The organism is Pantoea sp. PNT03 (genome assembly GCF_014852515.1).
Classification (GTDB): Bacteria; Pseudomonadota; Gammaproteobacteria; order Enterobacterales; family Enterobacteriaceae; genus Pantoea; species Pantoea leporis.
In genome coordinates this window covers 264,782-285,504 of sequence record NZ_JACVBT010000005.1, presented here as the reverse complement: position 1 = coordinate 285,504, position 20,723 = coordinate 264,782, and the positions used below count along the sequence as shown (strand labels likewise).

The window sequence follows — 20,723 nt, the reverse complement described above, 5'->3', positions numbered from 1 at the left end:
CGTTTAACGCGCGGTACCGATCAGTACAGCAGCGAGTAAAGCTGGCGGCGATAGCGCGTGGCGAGGGTGTCGCCGGTGCCGAGTGCGGCCAAAATTTCCTGGAACATTTTACGCACCAGGCCGTCACCAACGCTGAGATCGCTTTTCAGGAAGCTGAACAACAACTCCAGCGCTTCCTCGTTGCGGCCAACCTGATGCAGCTGTAACGACAGTTTAGCAGCCAGTTCGGCATTGGTCGGATCGCTGGCTAACTGCTCCTGCAACAGCTGAATTTCTGGCGTATCGGCGGCCTGCTTTAACAGATCGATTTGCGAAATCAGGCTCTGATAGCGCGTGTCCTGATCCTGCAGCGGCACCGCATCCAGCACGGTTTCTGCTTCGTCGCTGCGGTTCAGGGTGATCAACACTTCTGCCAGCAGGAAGCCAATTTCGCTGTTTTTGTTGCTCAGCTGCCAGGCGTCTTTCAGCAGCGGCAGCGCTTCCAGCGGTTTGCCTTCGTGCATCAATTGCATCGCCTGCTGCGCTTTAACTTCTTCTTCACGCGGCAACACTTTTTGCAGCAGAGCGCGAATCGCCTCTTCCGGCTGCGGTCCCTGGAAGCCGTCAACCGGCTGACCGTTCTGGAACAGATAAACGGTTGGGATCGAGCGCAGGCCAAACTGCGATGCCACCATTTGCTCTTTATCGCAATCCAGCTTCGCCAAAATAAACTGACCCGCATACTCCTGCGCCAGGCGATCCAGCACCGGCGTCAGTTCCAGACAGTGCTGACTGCGTTCGGACCAGAAATAGAACAGCACCGGCAGCTGCATCGACTGTTCTAAGGTCTGCTGCAGGTTGGATTCGTTGATGTCGATAATCAAAGCGTGTGACATGAATACGTCTCTTGTCAGAAAGTGTGTTGAGGATATGGGGGCAAGCTGCCCCGGTTCAAGTTTGATTCTGCGTTGCAGCTTAGTTGCTGCGCAAAATGCGATCCAGTATCCAACCTGGCAGCAGGCGTTTCAGCAGGCTCATCGCCCAGGCCACCAGCGTTACCGGATAGCGCAGGCGCGGATGTTTGCTCTCTAACGCGTGGCGCAGCTTCGGCAAAATCGCTTCCGGCGGCAGCGTGAAACGCGCGGCGATGCCCGGATTTTGTACCGGTTTATCCTGCTGGCCCTGATGCACGTTATCGGTGAAACGCGTGCTTATCGGGCCGGGTTCAATCAGGCTAACGCGCACACCAGAGTCGCGTACTTCAAGACGCAGCGCATCGCTCCAGGCTTCCAGCGCCCATTTGCTGGCGGCATAGGCGCCGCGCCCCGGCGTCGAGATCAGTCCCAGTACCGAACTGGTATTGACGATGCGTCCGTTGCCGCTGGCTTGCAGCGCGGGCAGCAGGCGCATGGTCAGTTGATGAGTGCCAAACAGATTGGTGGAAAATTGCTTCTCTAATTGCTGACGCGAAACGCTGCTGAGCGGCCCATATTGACCAAAACCGCCGTTGTTAAACAGCGCGTGCAGGCGATGATCGGTGAGTTCCAGCACGCGATCGGCGGCGGCATCGACGCTGGCGGCATCATCGAGATCGAGCTGCACGCCAGTAAATCCCAATGCTTCCATGCGCGCCACATCGTCGGCGCGGCGACAGGCGGCCAGCACGCGATAGCCGCGCGATAAAAGATCGTTCGCCGCGACCAAACCAATACCGCTCGAGCAGCCGGTGATAAGAATAGTTCTTTGCATTTTTTTACCCGTTAAAAATCACGCGTCTGCATTAATCATGCTTTACTAACGGAGCCAGTTCGGTCGCCATCAGGTTGGCGATAAACGGCTGAGCATCCGGATTGGGGTGAATTCCATCCTGCTGCATCCACTCCGGCTTCAGGTAGACCTGCTCCATAAAGAAGGGCACCAGAGGAATGTTGTACTGCTGTGCCAGGCGCGGATAGATCGCGCTAAACGCTTCCGTATAACGACGTCCATAATTAGCCGGCAGACGAATCTGCATCAGCAGCGGCTGCGCTTTAGCGGCTTTCACTTCGTCAATCACTTTGGTCAGGTCCGCGGCGATATTCTGCGGCGGGAAACCACGCAGGCCATCGTTACCGCCCAATTCGATTAACACCCAGCGGGGTTGATGCTGTTTTAATAGGCCCGGTAAACGCGCCAGCCCTTGTCCTGCGGTATCTCCGCTGATGCTGGCGTTGACCACTTTGGGTTGCTGTTGCCACTCTTTATTCAGCAGGCTGGGCCAGGCCGCCGTGGCCGACATGCGATACCCGGCGCTCAGGCTGTCGCCCAACACCAGCAGGGTATCGGCGGCGGCGAGTCGGGACACCAGCAGAAGCAATAACAACAGGAAGGGATAATGCCAGCGGAAAACATTGTTGCAGTTCATCATCTTACTAAGTCCGTCGGTCAGGGAGAGCATCAGCTGACCATCCTTACCGGAGTTGAGCTGGTTGTCAAACCAGCTGAGACCATCGCCCTGATTGGCGAGTCCGGCTCGGGCAAATCCACGCTGCTGGGCATTCTGGCCGGACTGGATGACGGCAGCAGCGGCGAAGTGCATCTGCTTGGCCAGCCGCTGCACAGCATGAATGAAGAGCAGCGAGCGGCGCTGCGCGCGCGCGAAGTGGGCTTTGTGTTTCAATCCTTTATGCTGGTGCCGACGCTGAATGCGCTGGAAAACGTGCAGCTGCCGGCGCTGCTGCGTGGCGACAGCGATCGCGAAAGTCGCCGCCAGGCGGTGGAACTGCTGACGGTGCTGGGTCTGAAAGATCGTCTGCACCATCTGCCGGCGCAACTTTCTGGCGGGGAGCAACAGCGTGTGGCGCTGGCGCGTGCCTTTAGCGGCCGTCCCGGTTTGCTGTTCGCCGATGAACCCACCGGCAACCTCGACCGTAAAACCGGCGATCGTATCGCCGATCTGCTGTTCTCCCTCAACCGCGATTTTGCCACCACACTGATTCTGGTGACGCACGATGAACAACTGGCGGCGCGCTGCGACCGTCGCTTACGGCTGCGCGACGGCAAGTTGTGGGAGGAGTCATGATTTGGCGCTGGTTCTGGCGCGAGTGGCGTTCGCCCTCGCTGCTGATTGTCTGGCTGGCGCTCACGCTTGCGGTGGCCTGCGTGCTGGCGCTGGGTTCGATCAGCGATCGCATGGAGAAAGGCTTAAGCCAGCAGAGCCGCGACTTTATGGCGGGCGATCGCACGCTGCGCACCACCGCGCCCGCGCCGGAAGCGTGGCTTAACAAAGCGCGTGATGAAGGGCTGTCGGTCAGCAGCCAGCTGCACTTTATGACCATGACCTTCGCGCAAGAGACGCCGCAGCTGGCGGACGTAAAGGCGGTGGACAATGCCTATCCGATGTTCGGCACGCTGCAAACCGATCCGCCGGGCCTACGTCCACAAGCGGGCACGGTGTTGGTCGCACCGCGTTTGCTGGCGCTGTTGAATCTGAAAGTGGGCGATAGCGTGGATGTCGGCGACACCACGCTGCGCATTGCCGGGGAAGTGATTCAGGAGCCGGATGGCGGCTTTAATCCGTTCCAGACCGCGCCACGTCTGCTAATGAATCTGGCCGACGTGGAGAAAACCGGTGCGGTGCAGCCGGGCAGTCGTCTGAGCTGGCGCTATAAATTCTCCGGCGATCCGGCACCGCTGGCGCGCTATGACAGGTGGATCGCGCCGCAGCTAAAAGCCGATCAGCGCTGGATCAGCGTGGATAATTCGGAAGATGCGCTGGGCCGTTCGATGCAGCGCGCGCAGCAGTTTTTACTGCTTTCCGCCTTGCTGACGCTGATGCTGGCGATTGCTGCGGTGGCGGTGGCGATGAGTCATTACTGCCGCAGCCGCTACGATTTGGTGGCGGTGCTGAAAACGCTGGGCGCAACGCGCAAGGCGCTGCAGCGGCTGATTATCGGTCAATGGCTGGCGGTGCTGCTGCTGGCGGCGATTGTCGGGAGCGCCTTAGGGCAGGGCATTGAAGTGATTCTGCTGCTGATGCTGAAACCGGTGCTGCCGGGCGCGCTGCCTGCGGCGAGTTTCTGGCCGTGGCTGTGGGCGATCGGCGCGATGTTTGTGATTTCACTGCTGGTGGGTTTGCGTCCGTATCGTTTGCTGATGGCGACGCAACCGCTGCGCGTACTGCGGCGGGATGCGGTGGCGAACGTTTGGCCGCTGCGATTCTATCTGCCGGCAATGGCGCTGGTGGTGATTGGCTTGCTGGCGCTGCTAATGGGCGGCAGCAAAATGCTGTGGGCGCTGCTGGCGGGCGTGGTGATGCTGGCGCTGCTGCTGGCGTTACTCGGCTGGGGCACCTTGCTGCTGCTGCGTCGGCTGGTGGTGCGCAATCTGGCGCTGCGCCTGGCGATCAACCGTCTGCTGCGTCAACCGGCGATGACGCTCAGCCAGCTGGCGGCGTTTTCGCTGTCATTTATGCTGCTGGCGCTGCTGCTGGTGATGCGCGGCGATCTGCTGGATCGCTGGCAACAGCAACTTCCGCCGGACAGTCCGAACTATTTCCTGCTGAACATCACCAAAGAGCAGGTGCCGCAGGTACGCGACTTCCTAGCTGGGCATCAGCTTAATCCGGAGACCTTCTACCCGATTGTGCGTGCACGTCTCACCGAGCTAAACGGCAAAGAGGCTGATCCGCAGCTGGATAACGCGCTGAATCGCGAACTCAATCTGACGTGGCAAGCGGAGCGTCCGGATCACAATCCGCTGATTTCCGGTAACTGGCCGCCGCAGCCCGGTGAAGTGTCGATGGAGGTGGAGCTGGCGGATCGTCTGGGCGTGAAGCTCGGCGATAGCTTAACCTTCAGCGGCGATACTCAGCAGTTCAGCGCCAAAATCACCAGCTTGCGCAAGGTGGATTGGGAGAGTCTGCGGCCGAACTTCTTCTTTATCTTCCCGCCGGGCGCGCTCGATCAACAGCCACAAACCTGGCTGACCAGCTTCCGCATGGAGAGCAATCCGGCGCTGCTGGCGCAGCTAAATCGTTCATTCCCGACGCTGAGCCTGCTGGATATCGGCAGCATGATGCGCCAGATCGGTCAGGTGCTGACGCAGGTGAGCCAGGCGCTGGAAGTGATGGTGGTGCTGGTAACGGTGTGCGGCGTGCTGCTGTTGCTGGCGCAGATCCAGGTTGGCATGCGTCAGCGTCGGCAGGAGTTGGTGGTCTATCGCACGTTGGGTGCCAGCAAGCGCCTGCTGCGCGGCACCTTATGGTGTGAGTTTGCGCTGCTTGGCGTGGTATCGGGGATTGCGGCGGCGCTGGGCGCGGAAGCGGCGCTGTGGGGCTTGCAGCGCAAGATCTTCGATTTCCCGTGGCAGCCAGACTGGACGCTATGGATTGCCTTGCCGATCGGCGGCGCGCTGCTGCTCTCGCTGTGCGGTGCCTGGTTGGGTATTCGACTATTAAAACAGAAGGCGCTGTTCAGAAGCTTCAGTGCCGGATAAGCAAAACGATTTGTCTTAAATTTAAGTTCTGGTCTGCGTGAGTCGACTCATGAAAGCAGACCAGACTTATTTAAGGCTAAACATGTCATCTCCACTTATCGTCAAATCCGTTGTTGAAATCGGCTGCTGTAAAGTCTGCCAGGGCGAGGCCACGCTGTATGGTGTGACCGATTTCAATACCATCTGTCATTCGGAAAATGCCAGTCGTTACACTTATCCGCTCACCGGCGTGGCGATTTATTATCATCAATGCCAGACCTGTGGTTTGGTGTATACCCACGCATGCGATGACTGGACGCCAGCGGATTATGCACAGCATATGTATAACGAGGCTTACGGGCAGTTTGATCCTAACTATGAGATCAATCGACCAATGAGAAATCGCGATCTGATTTTGACGTTATTCAAAAAATATCACGGCAAAAAAATGCTGGATTACGGTGGCGGCACCGGCACGCTGGCGCGCTTAATGCAGGAAGTGGGCATTGATATGGTGGCGTGGGATCCGTTTGTGCCCGGCGATTATCCAGAACTGAATTCTTATGAATTTATGACCAGTTTTGAGGTGTTTGAGCATACGCCGGATCCGCATAAAACGCTGGCAGAAGTGTCAGGTTTTTTGAAAAAAGGCGGAGTGTTTTTCTTCAGCACCGCGACCACTGACGAAGTGAGTCATTTGGGGATGACTGACTGGTATATTGCGCCGCGCACCGGTCATATTACGATTCATTCGGAAGCGTCGCTGAATGCATTGTTCAGTGCGCATGGGTTCCAGATTACGCATCTGAATCGCTGGAGCCATGTGGCGATGAAGATGGTGGGGTAAGGGGAGTTCTGGGCGGGCTGATGCCCTCACCCCGGCCCTCTCCCAGAGGGAGATGTTAGCTCGATTGGTTCCCTCTCCCAGTGGGAGAGGGAGATGTTAGCGCGTTCGGTTCCCTCTCCCAGTGGGAGAGGGCTAGGGTGAGGGGAAAAACAGCTGAACTACAGCTTCTCAACCGCCCACACAATCCCGCTTGCATACGCTTCCGGCAGCAGCGGCACCAGCGCATTCAAGGCTGATGCCAGACGCGCGTGATCGCTATCGGTGAGATTAAGATGCCCAACCTTGCGGCCTTCACGCACCTCTTTGTCATACCAATGCAGATGCACCAGCGGCTGCTGCAGCCACGCCAGATTCATCTCAGTACCAATCAGATTCACCATCACCGACGGCGCAAACACCACCGGCTTTGGCAGCGCCAGGCCCAAAACCGCGCGCAGATGCAGTTCGAACTGGCTGATTGACGCGCCATTCTGCGTCCAGTGACCGCTGTTGTGCACGCGCGGTGCTAACTCGTTGATCAGCAAACCTTCTGGCGTAATGAAACACTCCATCGCCATCACGCCGACGTAGTTCAGCTCATGCATGATGGCGCTGAGCATCGCTTCCGCCTGCTGTTGCTGTGCGGCATCGGCCTGCGGGAACGCCACGCTGGTGCGCAGAATGCCGTCCTGATGCAGGTTATGCGTCAGCGGATAAAACACCGTGCTGCCATCGTGTCCACGCGCACCGACCAGCGACACTTCACCGCTGAAATTAATGCCTTGCTCAACGATGCATTCGCCGTAGCACTCATCCGGCAGCGCGTCGGTTTCATGAGCGCGCAAACGCCACTGGCCACGGCCGTCATAGCCGCCGGTACGACGTTTTACAATCGCCAGTTCGCCCAAGTTACTGAACACATTTGGCCACTCGGCTTTATCGGCCAGCAGCTGCCACGGCGCGGTGGCGAGGTTCAGCTGATCCAGCAGCTGTTTTTGCGTCAGGCGATCGGCCAGACGCGGGAAGATATCGCGATTCACAAAAGCCGGATGGCTCGCCAGTTCGCGGGTTAACGCGGTTTCCGGCCAGCGCTCGATCTCAGCGGTGATCACGCTTTCGGCGATCGGCAGCGCAGAAGGTTCCGCATCCAGGCCCACCGGATACACCGCGATACCCAGCGGTTCACCCGCCTGGCGTAGCATGCGGCCTAACTGACCATTTCCTAATACGCAAACCGGCTTCATGCGTCCTCCCGCGGATCCGGGTTGTTCAGCACTTCATCAGTTTGCGTTTGACGCCAGTGGGCGATGCGCGTTGACAGCGCGCTGTCGTGGATCGCCAGAATCTGTGCCGCCAGCAGGGCGGCGTTGGCAGCACCGGCTTTACCAATTGCCAGCGTACCCACCGGAATGCCGCGCGGCATCTGCACGATGGAGTAGAGGCTATCGACGCCGCTCAGCGCCGCACTTTGCACGGGCACGCCCAGCACCGGCACCAGCGTTTTCGCGGCCAACATGCCCGGCAAATGGGCAGCACCGCCGGCACCGGCGATGATCACCTGAAAACCGTTGTCGGCGGCGGTTTCCGCGAAGCTAAACAGTTTGTCGGGCGTACGGTGAGCTGAGACCACTTCAACGTGGAAGGGAACATCCAGGCTGTTAAGAATTTCCTCGGCGAACTGCATGGTAGCCCAGTCACTTTTGGAACCCATGACAATGGCGATACGGGCCGGGGCGGCGTTGGATGACATGCGGTCAACTCCTGTGAATATGCAAACGAACCTGGCCGGGCGGGCAGGCGAAGAAGGGCACAGAGAATAGCATGAGATGGCAGCAAGGAAAACGGTTGCGTAGGCGGAAAACGGGCATTGATGCCCGGATTTCAGAAGGGGAATTCGATCAGGCTTACGCCGCTGGCATCAAGCTGAATCATCGATCCGTTCTCATGCCAGGCACCCAGCACCGCGCGCTGGGCGTTTTTGCCGTGCAGCGGGAAGGCGTGAATGGCGGGACGATGCGTGTGGCCGTGAATCAGAATCGCCACCTGTTGACGCGTCATCGCGGCTTCCACCGCGGACTGATTGACGTCCATGATGCTGACCGATTTATGCTGATTCGCCTGCTTGCTGCCATTGCGCATGCGCGCGGCAATACGCATGCGCAGACGCAGCGGCAACGCGAGGAACAGACGCTGCAACCAGCGCTGATGCACTTTGGCGCGGAAACGCTGATAGCCTGCATCGTCGGTGCACAAGGTATCGCCGTGCATGATCAACACACGATGTCCGTAGCGATCGAGCACCTTTTCTTCCGGCAGCAACGTCATGCCGCTGGCACGCGCAAAACGCTGGCCGAGCAGGAAGTCGCGATTACCGTGGATGAAGAATTTCGGTACCGGCAAGGCTTTGAGCGCCGCAGCGATCTGCTGATGCAGCGGATTAGGATCGTCGTCGCCGATCCAGGCTTCAAACAGATCGCCGAGGATGTAAAGCGCATCGCACGTGCGCGCTTCACCCTGCAAAAAATGCAGAAAACCGGCAGTAATTGCCGGTTCTTCATGACACAGATGCAGATCTGCGATAAACAGCGTGCGCGACATTACTCGCTAACAGTCACTTTCTGGATGACAACATCTTCAACCGGAACGTCCTGATGCATGCCGCTGCGGCCGGTTTTCACCGCTTTGATTTTCTCAACCACGTCCATGCCTTCAACCACTTCAGCGAACACGCAGTAACCCCAGCCTTGCAGGCTTTCGTCACGGAAGTTCAGGAAGTCGTTGTCTGCCACGTTGATGAAGAACTGGGCTGTTGCAGAGTGTGGCGCCTGAGTACGCGCCATCGCCAGGGTGCCTTTGGTGTTTTTCAGGCCGTTGTTCGCTTCGTTGCGGATGTCTGCTTTGGTATCTTTCTGCTTCATGCCAGGCTCAAAACCGCCGCCCTGAATCATGAAACCGTTGATTACGCGATGGAAGATAGTGTTATCGTAAAAACCTTCCGCGCAGTATTCCAGGAAGTTCTTCACGGTAGCCGGCGCTTTGTCATCGAAAGTTTTGATTACGATATCGCCATGGTTCGTCTGGAAAGTGACCATTATTTTCTTCCTGTCAAGGTTGTCGTCAGTATCAACTGCCACGCCTGTAAGGCGGCGGGGCATTTTTGTAGACGCTTCTTATATCACAATTTCCAATAACGCGTCAGTAACCGGACGGCAGTTGGCAACCGAGCGATGCACAAGTCAGAAAAATACGGCACAATAACCGGCTTGATGTTTGTCAGTTAAGAGATGAAAACCGTTCTCATAGCGCGCACATTCCGTAGCGGCGCAATTTATTGCGCGATAAATCGCGCCGCTACGGAATGTGCAGTCACGGATTACAGTGGTTAACTGGTTGGCTTGACGCAATAAACAGCAAGATTTTTGATAGTTCTATTCCCGCACACGTAAATAAACGGAACCGTTCAATGCTAAAGATTTATAACACCCTGAGTCGACAGAAAGAGGAATTCAAACCCATCCATGCCGGTCAAGTCGGTATGTACGTGTGTGGTATCACGGTTTACGACCTCTGTCATATCGGCCATGGGCGTACATTTGTGGCATTCGACGTGGTGGCGCGTTATCTGCGTTACGTGGGCTATCAGCTGAAGTATGTGCGTAACATCACCGATATCGATGACAAAATCATCAAACGTGCCAATCAAAACGGGGAAAGCATTGAAACGCTGACCAACCGCATGATCGCCGAGATGCACAACGATTTCGCCGCGCTCGGCATTCTGCCACCGGATCTGGAGCCGCGCGCCACCCGCCATATCGACGAGATTATCGAGCTGGTCGGCACGCTGATTGAGCGTAAGCACGCGTACGTGGCGGACAACGGCGACGTGATGTTCGACGTGATGAGCGACAAAGATTACGGCGTGCTGTCGCGTCAGGATCTGGAGCAGCTGCAGGCCGGCGCGCGCGTCGAAGTGGCGGACGTGAAGCGCAATCCAATGGACTTCGTGCTGTGGAAGATGTCTAAAGCCGACGAACCGGCGTGGAACTCGCCGTGGGGCAACGGCCGTCCAGGCTGGCACATCGAGTGTTCGGCGATGAACTGCAAACAGCTCGGCACCCATTTCGACATTCACGGCGGCGGTTCGGATCTGATGTTCCCGCACCACGAAAACGAAGTGGCGCAATCCACCTGTGCGCATGATGGCCCGTATGTAAATTACTGGATGCACTCCGGCATGGTGATGGTTGACCGCGAGAAGATGTCGAAATCGCTGGATAACTTCTTCACCGTGCGCGATGTGTTGCAGCACTACGATGCCGAAACCGTGCGTTACTTCCTGATGTCGGGCCACTATCGCAGCCAGCTCAACTACGGCGAAGATAACCTCAACCAGGCGCGTGCGGCGCTCGAGCGCCTGTACACCGCGCTGCGTCATACCGATGCCAATGCCACGGCGGCGGGTGGCGAAGAATTTGAAGCGCGATTCCGTACCGCGATGGATGACGACTTCAACACGCCGGAAGCCTATTCGGTGTTGTTTGATATGGCGCGTGAAGTGAATCGTCTGAAGACTGAAGACAAAGCCTCCGCTGATGCGCTGGCGGCGAAACTGCGCCAGATCGCTAACGTGCTCGGCATTCTGCAGCAGGATCCCGAGCAGTTCCTGCAAAGCGGTGCGCAGGTGAATGACGATGAAGTGGCGGAAATCGAGCATTGGGTGAAAGCCCGTTCCGACGCGCGTGCAGCCAAAGATTGGGCGCAGGCGGATGTGGCGCGCGATAAGCTCAATGAGTTGGGCGTGATCGTTGAGGATGGGCCGCAAGGTTCCAGCTGGCGACGCAAATAACCGGAGAGGGCGAGAAATCGCCCTTTTTTATTGATGGCGATTGAACAGATTCATATTCACGGCTTCCGCTCGGTGCGCGACCTGACGCTACCGCTGCAGCAGCTCAACGTGGTGAGCGGCCCGAACGGCTGCGGCAAATCCAACCTGTATAAAGCGGTGCGATTGCTGCACGAAGCGGCGAGCGGACGTTTAGCGCTGGCGCTGGCGGAAGAGGGCGGCATCCAGAAAGCGATGTGGGCGGGCGGATTACGGCGCGGCGATCGTCGCCACGATCCTAAACGTCTGGCGCTCGCGGTGGTGATGGATGATATGGATTATCAGCTTGATATCGGTTTTCCTGAGCCGTTAGCCACCAGCATGTTTAACCTCGATCCGCTCGTGAAAGAGGAGCGTATATGGATGAGCGGCCAGCGTCGGCGTCCTTCCTCCTGCATCCTGCAGCGGCAAAATCAAACCGCTTTTCTGCACAACGTTGATGGCGAACGCGTTGCTTATCCTGCGGTGCTGCATCCGGAAGAGTCGCTGTTTGGGCAGCTTGGCGAGCCGCACCTTTATCCCGAGCTTTCGCAGGTACGTGAAAGGCTGCGCCAGTGGCGTTTCTATCATGAGTTTGCGGTGTGGCCCGGTTCGCCGATTCGTGCGCCGCAGATTGGCGTGCGCGCGCCGGTACTGAGCCACGATGGCAGCAATTTGGCCGCAGCCTGGGCTACGATTGTTGAACGCGGTCATTCCGAATTACTGCTTGAGATGATGGCCGAAGCCTTCCCGGACACGGAATTTCACGTTGACGTGCAGAACGGGCGTTTTCAGATGCTGATGTCACGGCGGGGAATTTTGCGTCCGCTGGAGAGCGCCGAGTTCTCGGATGGCACGCTGCGCTTTCTCTGCTTAGTGGTGGCGCTGCTCAGCCCGCGGCCGCCAGCGTTTATGGCGCTGAACGAACCGGAGAACAGTTTGCATGAAGATTTGTTGCCTGCATTAGCACGACTGATCGCCGAAGCCAGCCAGTTTAGCCAACTGTGGATCACCAGCCATTCACCGAAACTGGCGACGCTGATTGTGCAGCATACGGCGGTGAATCATATCGCGCTGGAGCAAATTGAAGGGGAAACTCGGGTGGTGGGGGAAGAGCGGATTTAGGCGTCCCGATTGGGACGCCTAAAGGTCAGGCAACAACCGTAATCTTAAAGCCCGCAAACTCGACCTTCTGGCCTTCAACAATTTTGCAGCGCTTACGCGTTTCAACTGCGCCATCGACGCGCACTTCGCCTTCCGCAATCACCGCTTTCGCCTGCGCACCGCTTTGCACCCAACCTTCGAGTTTCAGCAGGTCGCACAAATCTACGTGGGCATGTTTACCGAGAGAAAAACTGGCCATTATGCCTCCTCAATGTCGTGAAATTCTTCACACGCCGTTAGCGTGTTTTGGATCAGTGTCGCGACCGTCATTGGACCGACGCCGCCTGGAACGGGCGTAATGTACGAGGCGCGCTCAGCAGCCGCTTCGAACTCGACATCGCCGACCACCTTGCCGCTGTCGAGACGGTTGATACCCACATCAATCACCACCGCGCCCGGCTTGATCCAGTCGCCTGGAATAAAGCCCGGCTTGCCAACCGCCACCACCAGCAGATCGGCGTGCTCAACGTGATGACGCAGATCTTTGGTGAAACGGTGCGTCACGGTGGTGGTACAACCGGCGAGCAGCAGCTCCATGCTCATCGGACGGCCAACGATGTTCGATGCGCCAACCACCACGGCGTTCAGGCCGTAAGTATCGATATTGTAGCGCTCCAGCAAGGTGACAATGCCGCGCGGCGTACACGGACGCAGCTTCGGCGCGCGCTGGCACAGACGACCGACGTTATACGGATGGAAACCATCCACATCTTTGTCCGGCACGATGCGCTCCAGCACTTTGACGTTATCGATGCCGGCTGGCAGCGGCAGCTGCACCAGAATGCCGTCGATGTCGTTGTCGTTGTTGAGCGTATCAATCAGCTCCAGCAGCTCGGCTTCGCTGGTGGTGGCGGGCAGATCGTACGAGCGGGAGATGAAGCCCACTTCATCACAAGCACGACGTTTGCTGGCGACATAGATCTGCGAAGCCGGGTTTTCACCCACCAGCACAACTGCCAAACCGGGCGCACGTTTACCGGCCGCCAGACGCTGCTGTACTTTTTCGGCAACCTCAAGGCGCACCTGCTGCGCAATCGTTTTACCGTCAATAATTTTTGCTGCCATCAGAGAGGAAATCCATCTGTAGAGGGTTAGATCGGGGATGGCGCCTATTCTGTCAGAAGCGCGTGCGGCTGTCAGGTAGAGATTCGCCATCAACGCCGCTTTCCCGATTTTTCGCCGTGGCGCCCGCCCGCGTTAGCGCTTATGATGCCCGGCAGTGAATGAGATGGATGACGTGATGATTTGGTTAATTCTCGCCACGCTGGCGGTGGTGTTCGTGGTAGGTTTTCAGCTGCTGACGGCCAGCTCGCGCCATGCGGTGCAGGCGCTTAATAAACGGTTGCAGCTGCCGCCGGTGCATATCGAATCAATGTTGTCGCTGATGGGCAAAGAGGCGGCAAAAGAGTTTACCGACTACATCGCGGGCGATAACGACACGCATCTGCACAATGGCGCGGCGGTGCTGCTGATTTGGCAGGTGCTGATTGTCGATGGCAGCGACGAAAATAGGCAGCGCTGGCATGGCATTTTGAGCCGGGCGGGGTTTTCTGCGTTGATTTCGAGGCAGCAGCTGTTGCTGGCGTTGGGGTTCTTGCGCCAGCTGGAACCGGACAGCCAGGAATTGCATGCGCTGCGCGACCAGTATAATGCGCACTTCACGCAGCAAGGGATTGAGCTGGAAGGCGAAACGGAGCAGGGCGGGAATCTGGTGTCGATGAGCGAATGGCGCAAGCGGCATTAAGGGGTTTTGGTTAATCTGGCAGCACTCCGCTTATGTTCAAGGGCAAAAACGTTGACGCGCGAGCCGCTGGACGTATAATCCGACCCAATCACTATGCGCCCTTAGCTCAGTTGGATAGAGCACCGGCCTTCTAAGCCGTAGGTCACAGGTTCGAATCCTGTAGGGCGTACCAAATACTTTCAATGACTTACGCCAGCTTTAACCCCACCTGATTTTCCCCTTATGTCGTATTTGTGTCGCCACCTCCCATAAGCGAGTCAATTTTGCGTGCATGCTCCGTTAAATGATTGGGTGCCAGGTAAGCGTATCGACGCACCATCTCAATGCTTTCCCATCCCACTATTTCCTGTAATGGTGACAATGGCACCTCGGCCTGAATAAGCCAGCTCGCCCATATATGGCGAAGGTCATGAAAGCGGAAAATCATCAATGCTCGATCGCTTTAAAGAGGCTCTCAAGGCTGTATTGGAATCAACTCACGTTTTGCGCACGGTTGCTGTTGTGGTTCCGTCACTTCTCTTCGCTAATTCGGTGTGAACAAATACCCAGTTGTAATGCCACTCCATCTGTTTGCATTGAACGACTTCGGCTGTGCCATTCAGGGCAACGTCAATTGCTCTGCCTGACTTGCTGTCTACCGAGTAAATCCATGCCACTACAACACGTCCTAGCATTTGTTGAGCGTCATCCTAAACTTAAAGAGAAGTAGGTATGGGTTTTTGTACAGCATAAACATATGATAAATTATGGCTAATTATAGTCATCATAACTAAGCGGTGCGGTATTATGAGCAATAAATTCAAGGTGATAGATCTTTTCTGTGGTGCTGGTGGGCTCTCCACTGGGTTTTGTCATGGCGAGATGTCAGCTCATTTTGAAAGCATTTTGGCCATTGATAACGATGCTGCTGCGATTAAGACCTATAACGCAAACTTCGGTTCACATGGTATCCAAGCCAATATCGATGAATGGATTGCTTCCAATGAGATTCCGTCTGCCGATATCGTAATCGGAGGGCCGCCATGCCAGGGATTTAGCCTCCTTAACAAGAACAGGGAAGGCGATCACCGTAGAGCGCTTTGGGAGCCCTACATGGACATCATTCAGTGTTCTGGCGCGTCCATGTTCGTAATGGAAAATGTCCCAGGCCTGCTTAAAAGCGATGAGTTTGTCGATATTGCTGCTAGAGCCGAATCTATGGGCTTTGTGCTTCTTGACCCAAAAGTACTTAACACTGCTGACTATGGTGTGCCTCAGACCAGGAAAAGAACTATAGCTATCGGTATCAAACGAGAGCTTTTTGATATGGACAACGTACCCGCATTTCCTCCGGCCCCTTCTCATCGATCACCCGAGAAGTCTGGCGAGCTGCCTGTCTGGATTTCAACTCAAGAGGCGATTGGAGATTTACCTGATCCTATTGGTACTGAGATCCGAGATGAATTGCCACCCATGAATCTTCATTTTGGTCGCAGTCCAACTGAGATTTCCAAACAACGCTATCAGGCGGTGCCCCTAGGTGGGAATCGTTTCGACTTACAGAAGAATCGACCTGACTTAACCCCTGCATGTTGGATCAAAAAAACATCAGGCGGAACAGATTTGTTTGGTCGACTTTGGTGGGAAAGACCCTCTGTAACTATACGTACAGAGTTCTTCAAGCCAGAGAAGGGGCGTTATCTTCATCCTGAGCAGCATCGCCCTATTACTCACCGAGAAGCCGCTAGACTGATGTCATTTCCCGATGATTTCATTTTTCATGGTTCTAAAACGGAAGTCGCACGTCAGATTGGCAATGCGGTTCCACCATTATTCGCCGAAAAAATCGCTGCTTACGCACTTGATGTACTGCGGGCAAAGAAAGATGATGCGGTGACGGTTAAGAAAAAAGACGCTGCATAGAAGGTTAGAGGTTTATGGACGAACATAACGAAATTGGTACTGTTGCTTTCGCTGAAGCTCGCAAAGAATTTCACGCACAGCTTCTTTTGAATACATTGACTATCAATGCTGCAGGTGTGGTAAGTAATGCTGATAGCAGTAATAACAACAGTAAAGCAATCGCACGTGAAATTGCCCGTTTGCTGCAGGCTGAAACTATAGGCGAGAGGATTGCCGGGCAAACATCAGGTAATCAGTTCGAAAGCATCTGCGCTCAGTTCGTTGAAAAAACATTTCTGAAACTTGGCCACCTACGGCCAGGCAGATGGAATGTTCAACAAGTATCTGGTCGAAATCGCCTTGAAATAGCCAAGTATGAACAATATGCTCACCTCATAGCCCTCGATAGCGCAGCTAAGAATGATGCACAACTTGCCGCTGCGTTAGGAAGTGACTATACCATTTCACCCGATATTGTTGTCGCTCGTCAGCCTGAGCATGACAGCGTCATTAACAAGCCAGAAATGATCGTGAATGATTCTGTCACTCTGATGTCAGGACTACGCGAATCAAATGGCGGTAAACCGTTACTACACGCGAGTATTTCCTGCAAATGGACGATAAGAAGCGATCGGGCTCAGAACGCACGATCTGAAGCTCTTAATCTAATGCGAAACCGTAAAGGGACACTTCCACACATCATGGTCGTAACTGCTGAACCAACCCCAAGCAGACTTGCCTCAATAGCCCTTGGTACAGGTGATATTGATTGTGTCTATCACTTTGCTCTTTATGAACTTCAGGCTGCAGTAAAGTTTCTCGGTTTGCATGATGCCGCTGATATGCTTGCTGTAATGGTTAATGGTAAGCGATTAAAAGATATATCGGATTTGCCTTTGGATCTTGCAATCTGAAACTTAATGAATTTCAGTAGATCCTCAGAGCTTAATGATTACATTATCCACCTGATAATGCTGGAGGCAATTATGAGTATTCCTACACCTTGGGGATTAATTGGAAAAGTAATTAAATGGGGGTGGGAGAAACTAACCCGACTTTGGTTATATAACACCTACAAAAAATCTCACGAAGACAAACAGAAACTACAACGTCTGGGATCATACTGGGAGAGTTTAGATGACCATCTTGAATATTCACTAAGACTTTCAAATCCCGCTGACCATGAAAAAAATAAAGTCTAAGGTGGCTTTTCGTTCCTTGAAAACTCCAATTAAGGAAGCTGTTCTTTTTTTTGAGGCCAGAGGAAGTGGGCTTCGGTATCAACAGAAAATTGAGCTGAAAAATATTGATGAAAACGTTCTTGTTGTTACTCTTGAACAGATTCCCCAAGATGACTTAATAGAATCGAGTGAGCGCGGTATTTTCTTCACTATTGATGAAATCCAATTCATCGATTGCCAGTTAACTATGACAGATGGCCATAAAATACCGCATTTCAATTCATTAACATCCCATTTGACTTACAATTGGCTATTCAATGATAAGTGGCAGCGACGCTGGGGGATGTTATGGAACTGCAACTCGATAGAATATGCAAAGCTTGAGATGTCAGGTTATTTACGCAGAAGATTAGGCGATTACCAGCACTTCTTTTTTACATCAGATCATAATGAGGGAGTTTCTCTTGTAGGGATGATGCGTAAACTGCTTTGTAAAATAATAATTCATCCGAGTGTGTTGACTATATTTTTCTGGTTAGCTATTCACTCTGGAAGTTACAGTCTTGGCGATGGGAAGTTAGTTCGTAGAAGAAAGTGGTTTTAGGCACAAGAGGCATTATTTTTTCGGGTTTTAAAGTCATCAATTAAGCCTATAGTGTTCGTAAAGGAATGTAGATATAGCATCCAATAAGAATAACATTTTTTACCATAATGTTATTTAATACGGTTTTTACACAAAACTCTAATGGCTCTTTTTGCCTTCCTAATTATGATAGGGTGCTTTTAGTTGCAAATTTATATATAAATAGTCAATATTCAAAAAGCTACTTGGGCATTTTCCCCTCGCAGCTTACCTACTTTAATTCGCACCCTTTCCGGCATCGCACTCAGATTATCCTCCCTCAGCCCCAGCATCATATTGCATCCATTGAACAACCCGGCATCGCCTAGCCGCGGCATTGGCAGCAATCGGGTGGGAATCGTCAGCCAAAACCGCAAATCATAGTCACAGCCCAGATAGGTACGCAGCAGCGCCATCACGTCCTGCCGGATTTGCCCGTCAGGCATCCAGCCTTTCGCTTCATCAGGATCGTCTGTTGAAAGCTCTACCCGTGAGCAGTAATCAGCCACGCGGGTTTCATCGCCCAGCATCGGATTCTGATCGAGCGTCATGCCGCCGTTCAGTGAGAGGCGGGCGCGTTTTGCCACCGGCATGCTCACTGGATGGTGTGCGAAAACCTCCACTTTGGTGTTTGGTGCCTGGCTGTTGATCACCGCTGTAATACCTTCAGCAGTGTGTGTGGTATGCAGCAACGGTTTCAGTATCGCCAGCAGGCGTGACGAAGGTTGGTCGCCGCTGTGGGTAATGCCGGTTAACGCCATCAGGCTTTGCGAAACTCTATCGGTACCGCCTGGCTCAAAGGTGGCCGGATAGCTGTACTTGCGCCAGATGCGGTAAAACTGCGTCATCAGCCGGTGATTGAAGATATCCAGAAACGCTGCCATCGCATCCGCACCATCGCGGCCTTGGTTGATGTCGTCAATGATGCTGGTGGGCAGCGGCGAATCCACGCCGTACAGGCCGAAGAAGTTGGTTCGGACCGTTGGTATCGCATCAGGGTTATCGGCGTCAATTTCCGTGCGTTTTAGCTCCCCGGCGGGAAAGCCCAGATGCGGATTGGGACGAAAACGCACTGGATCACTTTCTGGCGTGCGGCCCGTGCCGAGACGGCTGCCGGTCGTCTGCTCCAGCAGCTGGCAGAAGCGGTAAAAGTTGTAACGCGCGGTCTGGTCATTGCCGTCATCGTCCAGCCAGAACGGTTTTTTGTTTTCTTCGCTCACATCAGCACCCTGTCAATGCGTCGCTCCGGCCAGGCCCATTCGGTTCCCGACGCGGTCAGCAGCACCGTCAGTTGGGTAAAACGTACAACGCTGGCGTACTGCGTCAGGAACTGTTCCAGCAGCTCGCAGAACAGGCGGGCATCGCCGGTGCCGCTGAACTGGGTTTCATCGAGCGCCACGCGAATACGCACGCCGTGCCAGTGATAGGAGGCGTTATAGTCCTGACGCCAGCTGACGTGACGAATACCGCTGATGCGACGGCGGTTGTTATCGTCATCGCTCCAGTCAAACAGCGCCAGCACGGCTCGGAGACTTGCAGCATCGTTAATCATCTGGCTCAGGGCGCGCGGATGCAGCAGCGACATCACATGCCACTGATACAACTGCGTGGCTGGCGGGTAATAAGGCATAGAAGGGGGATGACGCGTTATGCACTGCAATGTCAGGTTGCCGGTTAACGCGCTTCCATCAAATACGGCTTTCTCCAGCGCCATGCGCGGATAATTACCATTGGTGCAGGTGATGTTCATAAACAGCGTGGCATCATCCTCGCCTCGATCGGTTTCGCTTTCATCGCCACCCAGCATCAGCAGGGTTTCATAAAGACCGCTGACACCGCGCCAGATGCGCGTGTGGAAATATCGCTCCGGCCAGGATTCTTTGCGTTGCAACATGCCCCCTTTTTGCCGGAAGTGCCGATACGGCACATAACGCCGCTTATCCAGTGTTTCGCTGGCGGCAACTTCATCAACACTGTAAATCTCAGTGTGCCGATCGCGCAGGCGGTGCGGACGCAGACGATAATCGAGCACCGCAGGCTTCACCTTCAGCGGCTCGGCGTTCAGCGTAAACAGGTTAATCACCGGCACGCAGTGAATGCGCAGCGCGTCTGCCGGCAGCAAAATATCATGCGGAAGTGGCTGACTAAGGTGAATATCGAGCATCACTTCCCGGCAGCTTTCATTGAAAGGAAGCGTGTCGAGCCCCGAAAGAGTAAAGAAGGCGTAGCGAGCCGGAAAACTGAAATATTCCAGTAGCGGGCGCACTTCACCACAGAGTGCAGGACTGTCGCTTTCCGGCCAGACCGGACGCCAGTGCTGTTGCCAGCGGGCACGGATGTCGCCACTAAATGGCTGCGAATCGGGGTTATCACTCTGCGGCAGGCGAAAAGTGATGTTGCTCAGATGACGGGTCAGCGCATGGTATAGCAGCGACTGCACTGGGCGATCTCCGTTGATATAAAGTGGAATATCGCTGAGATCGACCTGGCTCGTATCGGCTTGAGGGCTGAGTGTAAAACGCAGGGAGATAATCTGGTGCCCGTCGGGGTGAAACGATGTTGTGACATTGCCTAACGCCAGCGGATGCAATTTCAACGCATCGGTCGTGCGATACGGGCAGCGTTGGCCAATGATATCCATCGGTCGGGTCAGCAGCGTTGTACCTTCCGGCAGCACCGCATCACGTACCTGAGCGACGCTATCGGGCGTAAGTTCCACCACAGACATTGATGGCAGCGTACGGTTTACCACGGGTAGCAGATGCCCGAGCAGCGGCTCCGTCAGCTCCGGAATATCGTCATCAATCTTGCGACGCATCTGCGCCATCATCAGCGAGAAGCCCTGAAACAGTTGCTCTACGGAGTCATTCATCTTCAAAGACATGCCGTCGACACCCAGTCGCCGTCCCGCCTCCGGATATTCCTCCGCAAACTCCTGCGCAGCGGCTTTCAGATAACGCATTTCGCTGTCGAAATATTTCAGAAAATCATGGTCGTTCATGGTTCAC

At 54.9% G+C, this 20,723-nt stretch carries 21 protein-coding genes, 1 tRNA gene and 1 pseudogene; 11 read left to right on the top strand and 12 right to left on the bottom strand.

What is annotated here, in order from left to right:
- Nucleotides 1-20: 20 nt before the first annotated feature.
- The 3 genes from IB226_RS18620 to tesA form a co-directional block, all read right to left on the bottom strand.
- Nucleotides 21-875, bottom strand: coding sequence for a co-chaperone YbbN (locus tag IB226_RS18620; RefSeq protein WP_192236689.1), 855 nt, complete (start codon nucleotides 873-875; stop codon nucleotides 21-23).
- Between the two features lie 79 nt (nucleotides 876-954).
- The gene (locus IB226_RS18615; protein WP_192236688.1) at nucleotides 955-1,728 is read right to left on the bottom strand and encodes an SDR family oxidoreductase; all 774 of its coding nucleotides are present in this window, start codon (nucleotides 1,726-1,728) and stop codon (nucleotides 955-957) included.
- A gap of 31 nt (nucleotides 1,729-1,759) precedes the next feature.
- Nucleotides 1,760-2,386 (bottom strand): multifunctional acyl-CoA thioesterase I/protease I/lysophospholipase L1, encoded by a 627-nt coding sequence (tesA, locus tag IB226_RS18610; RefSeq protein ID WP_192236687.1) that lies wholly within the window; start codon nucleotides 2,384-2,386, stop codon nucleotides 1,760-1,762.
- Here tesA and ybbA point away from each other — a divergent pair.
- From ybbA to IB226_RS18595, 3 genes are all read left to right on the top strand, one after another.
- The gene (ybbA, locus tag IB226_RS18605; protein WP_101762379.1) at nucleotides 2,354-3,040 is read left to right on the top strand and encodes a putative ABC transporter ATP-binding protein YbbA; all 687 of its coding nucleotides are present in this window, start codon (nucleotides 2,354-2,356) and stop codon (nucleotides 3,038-3,040) included. The two genes, tesA and ybbA, sit on opposite strands and share 33 nt — an antisense overlap.
- The gene (gene ybbP / locus IB226_RS18600; RefSeq protein WP_192236686.1) at nucleotides 3,037-5,454 is read left to right on the top strand and encodes a putative ABC transporter permease subunit YbbP; all 2,418 of its coding nucleotides are present in this window, start codon (nucleotides 3,037-3,039) and stop codon (nucleotides 5,452-5,454) included. The genes ybbA and ybbP overlap by 4 nt, the downstream gene beginning before the upstream one ends.
- Nucleotides 5,455-5,536: 82 nt before the next feature.
- Nucleotides 5,537-6,280, top strand: coding sequence for a class I SAM-dependent methyltransferase (locus IB226_RS18595; protein ID WP_101762377.1), 744 nt, complete (start codon nucleotides 5,537-5,539; stop codon nucleotides 6,278-6,280).
- 158 nt (nucleotides 6,281-6,438) lie between these two features.
- Here the strand turns inward: IB226_RS18595 and purK are convergent, their stop codons facing one another.
- The 4 genes from purK to ppiB form a co-directional block, all read right to left on the bottom strand.
- Entirely contained in the window at nucleotides 6,439-7,503 is a 1,065-nt protein-coding gene (gene purK / locus IB226_RS18590) for a 5-(carboxyamino)imidazole ribonucleotide synthase (RefSeq protein WP_192236685.1), read from the bottom strand.
- Nucleotides 7,500-8,009 (bottom strand): 5-(carboxyamino)imidazole ribonucleotide mutase, encoded by a 510-nt coding sequence (purE, locus tag IB226_RS18585; protein ID WP_192236684.1) that lies wholly within the window; start codon nucleotides 8,007-8,009, stop codon nucleotides 7,500-7,502. The genes purK and purE overlap by 4 nt, the downstream gene beginning before the upstream one ends.
- A 131-nt stretch (nucleotides 8,010-8,140) precedes the next feature.
- Nucleotides 8,141-8,857 (bottom strand): UDP-2,3-diacylglucosamine diphosphatase, encoded by a 717-nt coding sequence (locus IB226_RS18580; protein ID WP_192236683.1) that lies wholly within the window; start codon nucleotides 8,855-8,857, stop codon nucleotides 8,141-8,143.
- On the bottom strand, nucleotides 8,857-9,351 hold the full coding sequence (gene ppiB, locus IB226_RS18575) for a peptidylprolyl isomerase B (protein WP_008103818.1): 495 nt from the start codon (nucleotides 9,349-9,351) through the stop codon (nucleotides 8,857-8,859). The genes IB226_RS18580 and ppiB overlap by 1 nt, the downstream gene beginning before the upstream one ends.
- A gap of 371 nt (nucleotides 9,352-9,722) precedes the next feature.
- Here ppiB and cysS point away from each other — a divergent pair, with 371 nt between their 5' ends.
- Both cysS and IB226_RS18565 read left to right on the top strand, forming a co-directional pair.
- Nucleotides 9,723-11,108: a cysteine--tRNA ligase gene (cysS, locus tag IB226_RS18570; protein WP_192236682.1), complete on the top strand. Its 1,386-nt coding sequence runs from the start codon at nucleotides 9,723-9,725 to the stop codon at nucleotides 11,106-11,108.
- 33 nt (nucleotides 11,109-11,141) lie between these two features.
- Complete coding sequence (locus IB226_RS18565; RefSeq protein ID WP_192236780.1) at nucleotides 11,142-12,248, top strand: AAA family ATPase; 1,107 nt, start codon at nucleotides 11,142-11,144, stop codon at nucleotides 12,246-12,248.
- Between the two features lie 25 nt (nucleotides 12,249-12,273).
- Here the strand turns inward: IB226_RS18565 and ybcJ are convergent, their stop codons facing one another.
- Entirely contained in the window at nucleotides 12,274-12,486 is a 213-nt protein-coding gene (ybcJ, locus tag IB226_RS18560) for a ribosome-associated protein YbcJ (RefSeq protein WP_007890771.1), read from the bottom strand.
- Nucleotides 12,486-13,352 carry a bifunctional methylenetetrahydrofolate dehydrogenase/methenyltetrahydrofolate cyclohydrolase FolD gene (gene folD, locus IB226_RS18555; RefSeq protein ID WP_036648219.1) on the bottom strand — a complete coding sequence of 289 codons (867 nt, stop codon included), beginning with the start codon at nucleotides 13,350-13,352 and terminating at the stop codon, nucleotides 12,486-12,488. Before folD ends, ybcJ begins: the two co-directional genes overlap by 1 nt.
- 175 nt (nucleotides 13,353-13,527) lie before the next feature.
- Here folD and IB226_RS18550 point away from each other — a divergent pair, with 175 nt between their 5' ends.
- Together IB226_RS18550 and IB226_RS18545 are read left to right on the top strand one after the other, a co-directional pair.
- On the top strand, nucleotides 13,528-14,031 hold the full coding sequence (locus tag IB226_RS18550) for a DUF1198 family protein (RefSeq protein WP_192236681.1): 504 nt from the start codon (nucleotides 13,528-13,530) through the stop codon (nucleotides 14,029-14,031).
- A gap of 95 nt (nucleotides 14,032-14,126) precedes the next feature.
- A tRNA-Arg gene (locus tag IB226_RS18545) sits at nucleotides 14,127-14,203 on the top strand.
- Nucleotides 14,204-14,251: 48 nt separating this feature from the next.
- Here the strand turns inward: IB226_RS18545 and IB226_RS18540 are convergent.
- A pseudogene (locus tag IB226_RS18540) lies at nucleotides 14,252-14,687 on the bottom strand (tyrosine-type recombinase/integrase); the annotation flags it as partial.
- 130 nt (nucleotides 14,688-14,817) lie between these two features.
- On the opposite strand from IB226_RS18540, the gene IB226_RS18535 reads away from it, so the two are divergent.
- The 4 genes from IB226_RS18535 to IB226_RS18520 all read left to right on the top strand — a co-directional run bounded on the left by IB226_RS18535 (nucleotide 14,818) and on the right by IB226_RS18520 (nucleotide 17,697).
- The gene (locus tag IB226_RS18535) at nucleotides 14,818-15,933 is read left to right on the top strand and encodes a DNA cytosine methyltransferase (RefSeq protein ID WP_192236680.1); all 1,116 of its coding nucleotides are present in this window, start codon (nucleotides 14,818-14,820) and stop codon (nucleotides 15,931-15,933) included.
- Nucleotides 15,934-15,947: 14 nt separating this feature from the next.
- Nucleotides 15,948-16,826, top strand: coding sequence for an NgoMIV family type II restriction endonuclease (locus tag IB226_RS18530; RefSeq protein ID WP_192236679.1), 879 nt, complete (start codon nucleotides 15,948-15,950; stop codon nucleotides 16,824-16,826).
- Nucleotides 16,827-16,898: 72 nt separating this feature from the next.
- Nucleotides 16,899-17,114 (top strand): hypothetical protein, encoded by a 216-nt coding sequence (locus IB226_RS18525; RefSeq protein ID WP_192236678.1) that lies wholly within the window; start codon nucleotides 16,899-16,901, stop codon nucleotides 17,112-17,114.
- Between the two features lie 16 nt (nucleotides 17,115-17,130).
- A complete protein-coding gene (locus IB226_RS18520; RefSeq protein ID WP_192236677.1) occupies nucleotides 17,131-17,697 on the top strand; it encodes a hypothetical protein in 567 nt (188 codons plus the stop codon).
- 212 nt (nucleotides 17,698-17,909) lie between these two features.
- Here IB226_RS18520 and tssG read toward each other — a convergent pair whose 3' ends face one another.
- Nucleotides 17,910-18,935 carry a type VI secretion system baseplate subunit TssG gene (gene tssG / locus IB226_RS18515; RefSeq protein WP_192236676.1) on the bottom strand — a complete coding sequence of 342 codons (1,026 nt, stop codon included), beginning with the start codon at nucleotides 18,933-18,935 and terminating at the stop codon, nucleotides 17,910-17,912.
- Entirely contained in the window at nucleotides 18,932-20,716 is a 1,785-nt protein-coding gene (tssF, locus tag IB226_RS18510; protein ID WP_192236675.1) for a type VI secretion system baseplate subunit TssF, read from the bottom strand. The genes tssG and tssF overlap by 4 nt, the downstream gene beginning before the upstream one ends.
- Nucleotides 20,717-20,723 lie beyond the last annotated feature (7 nt).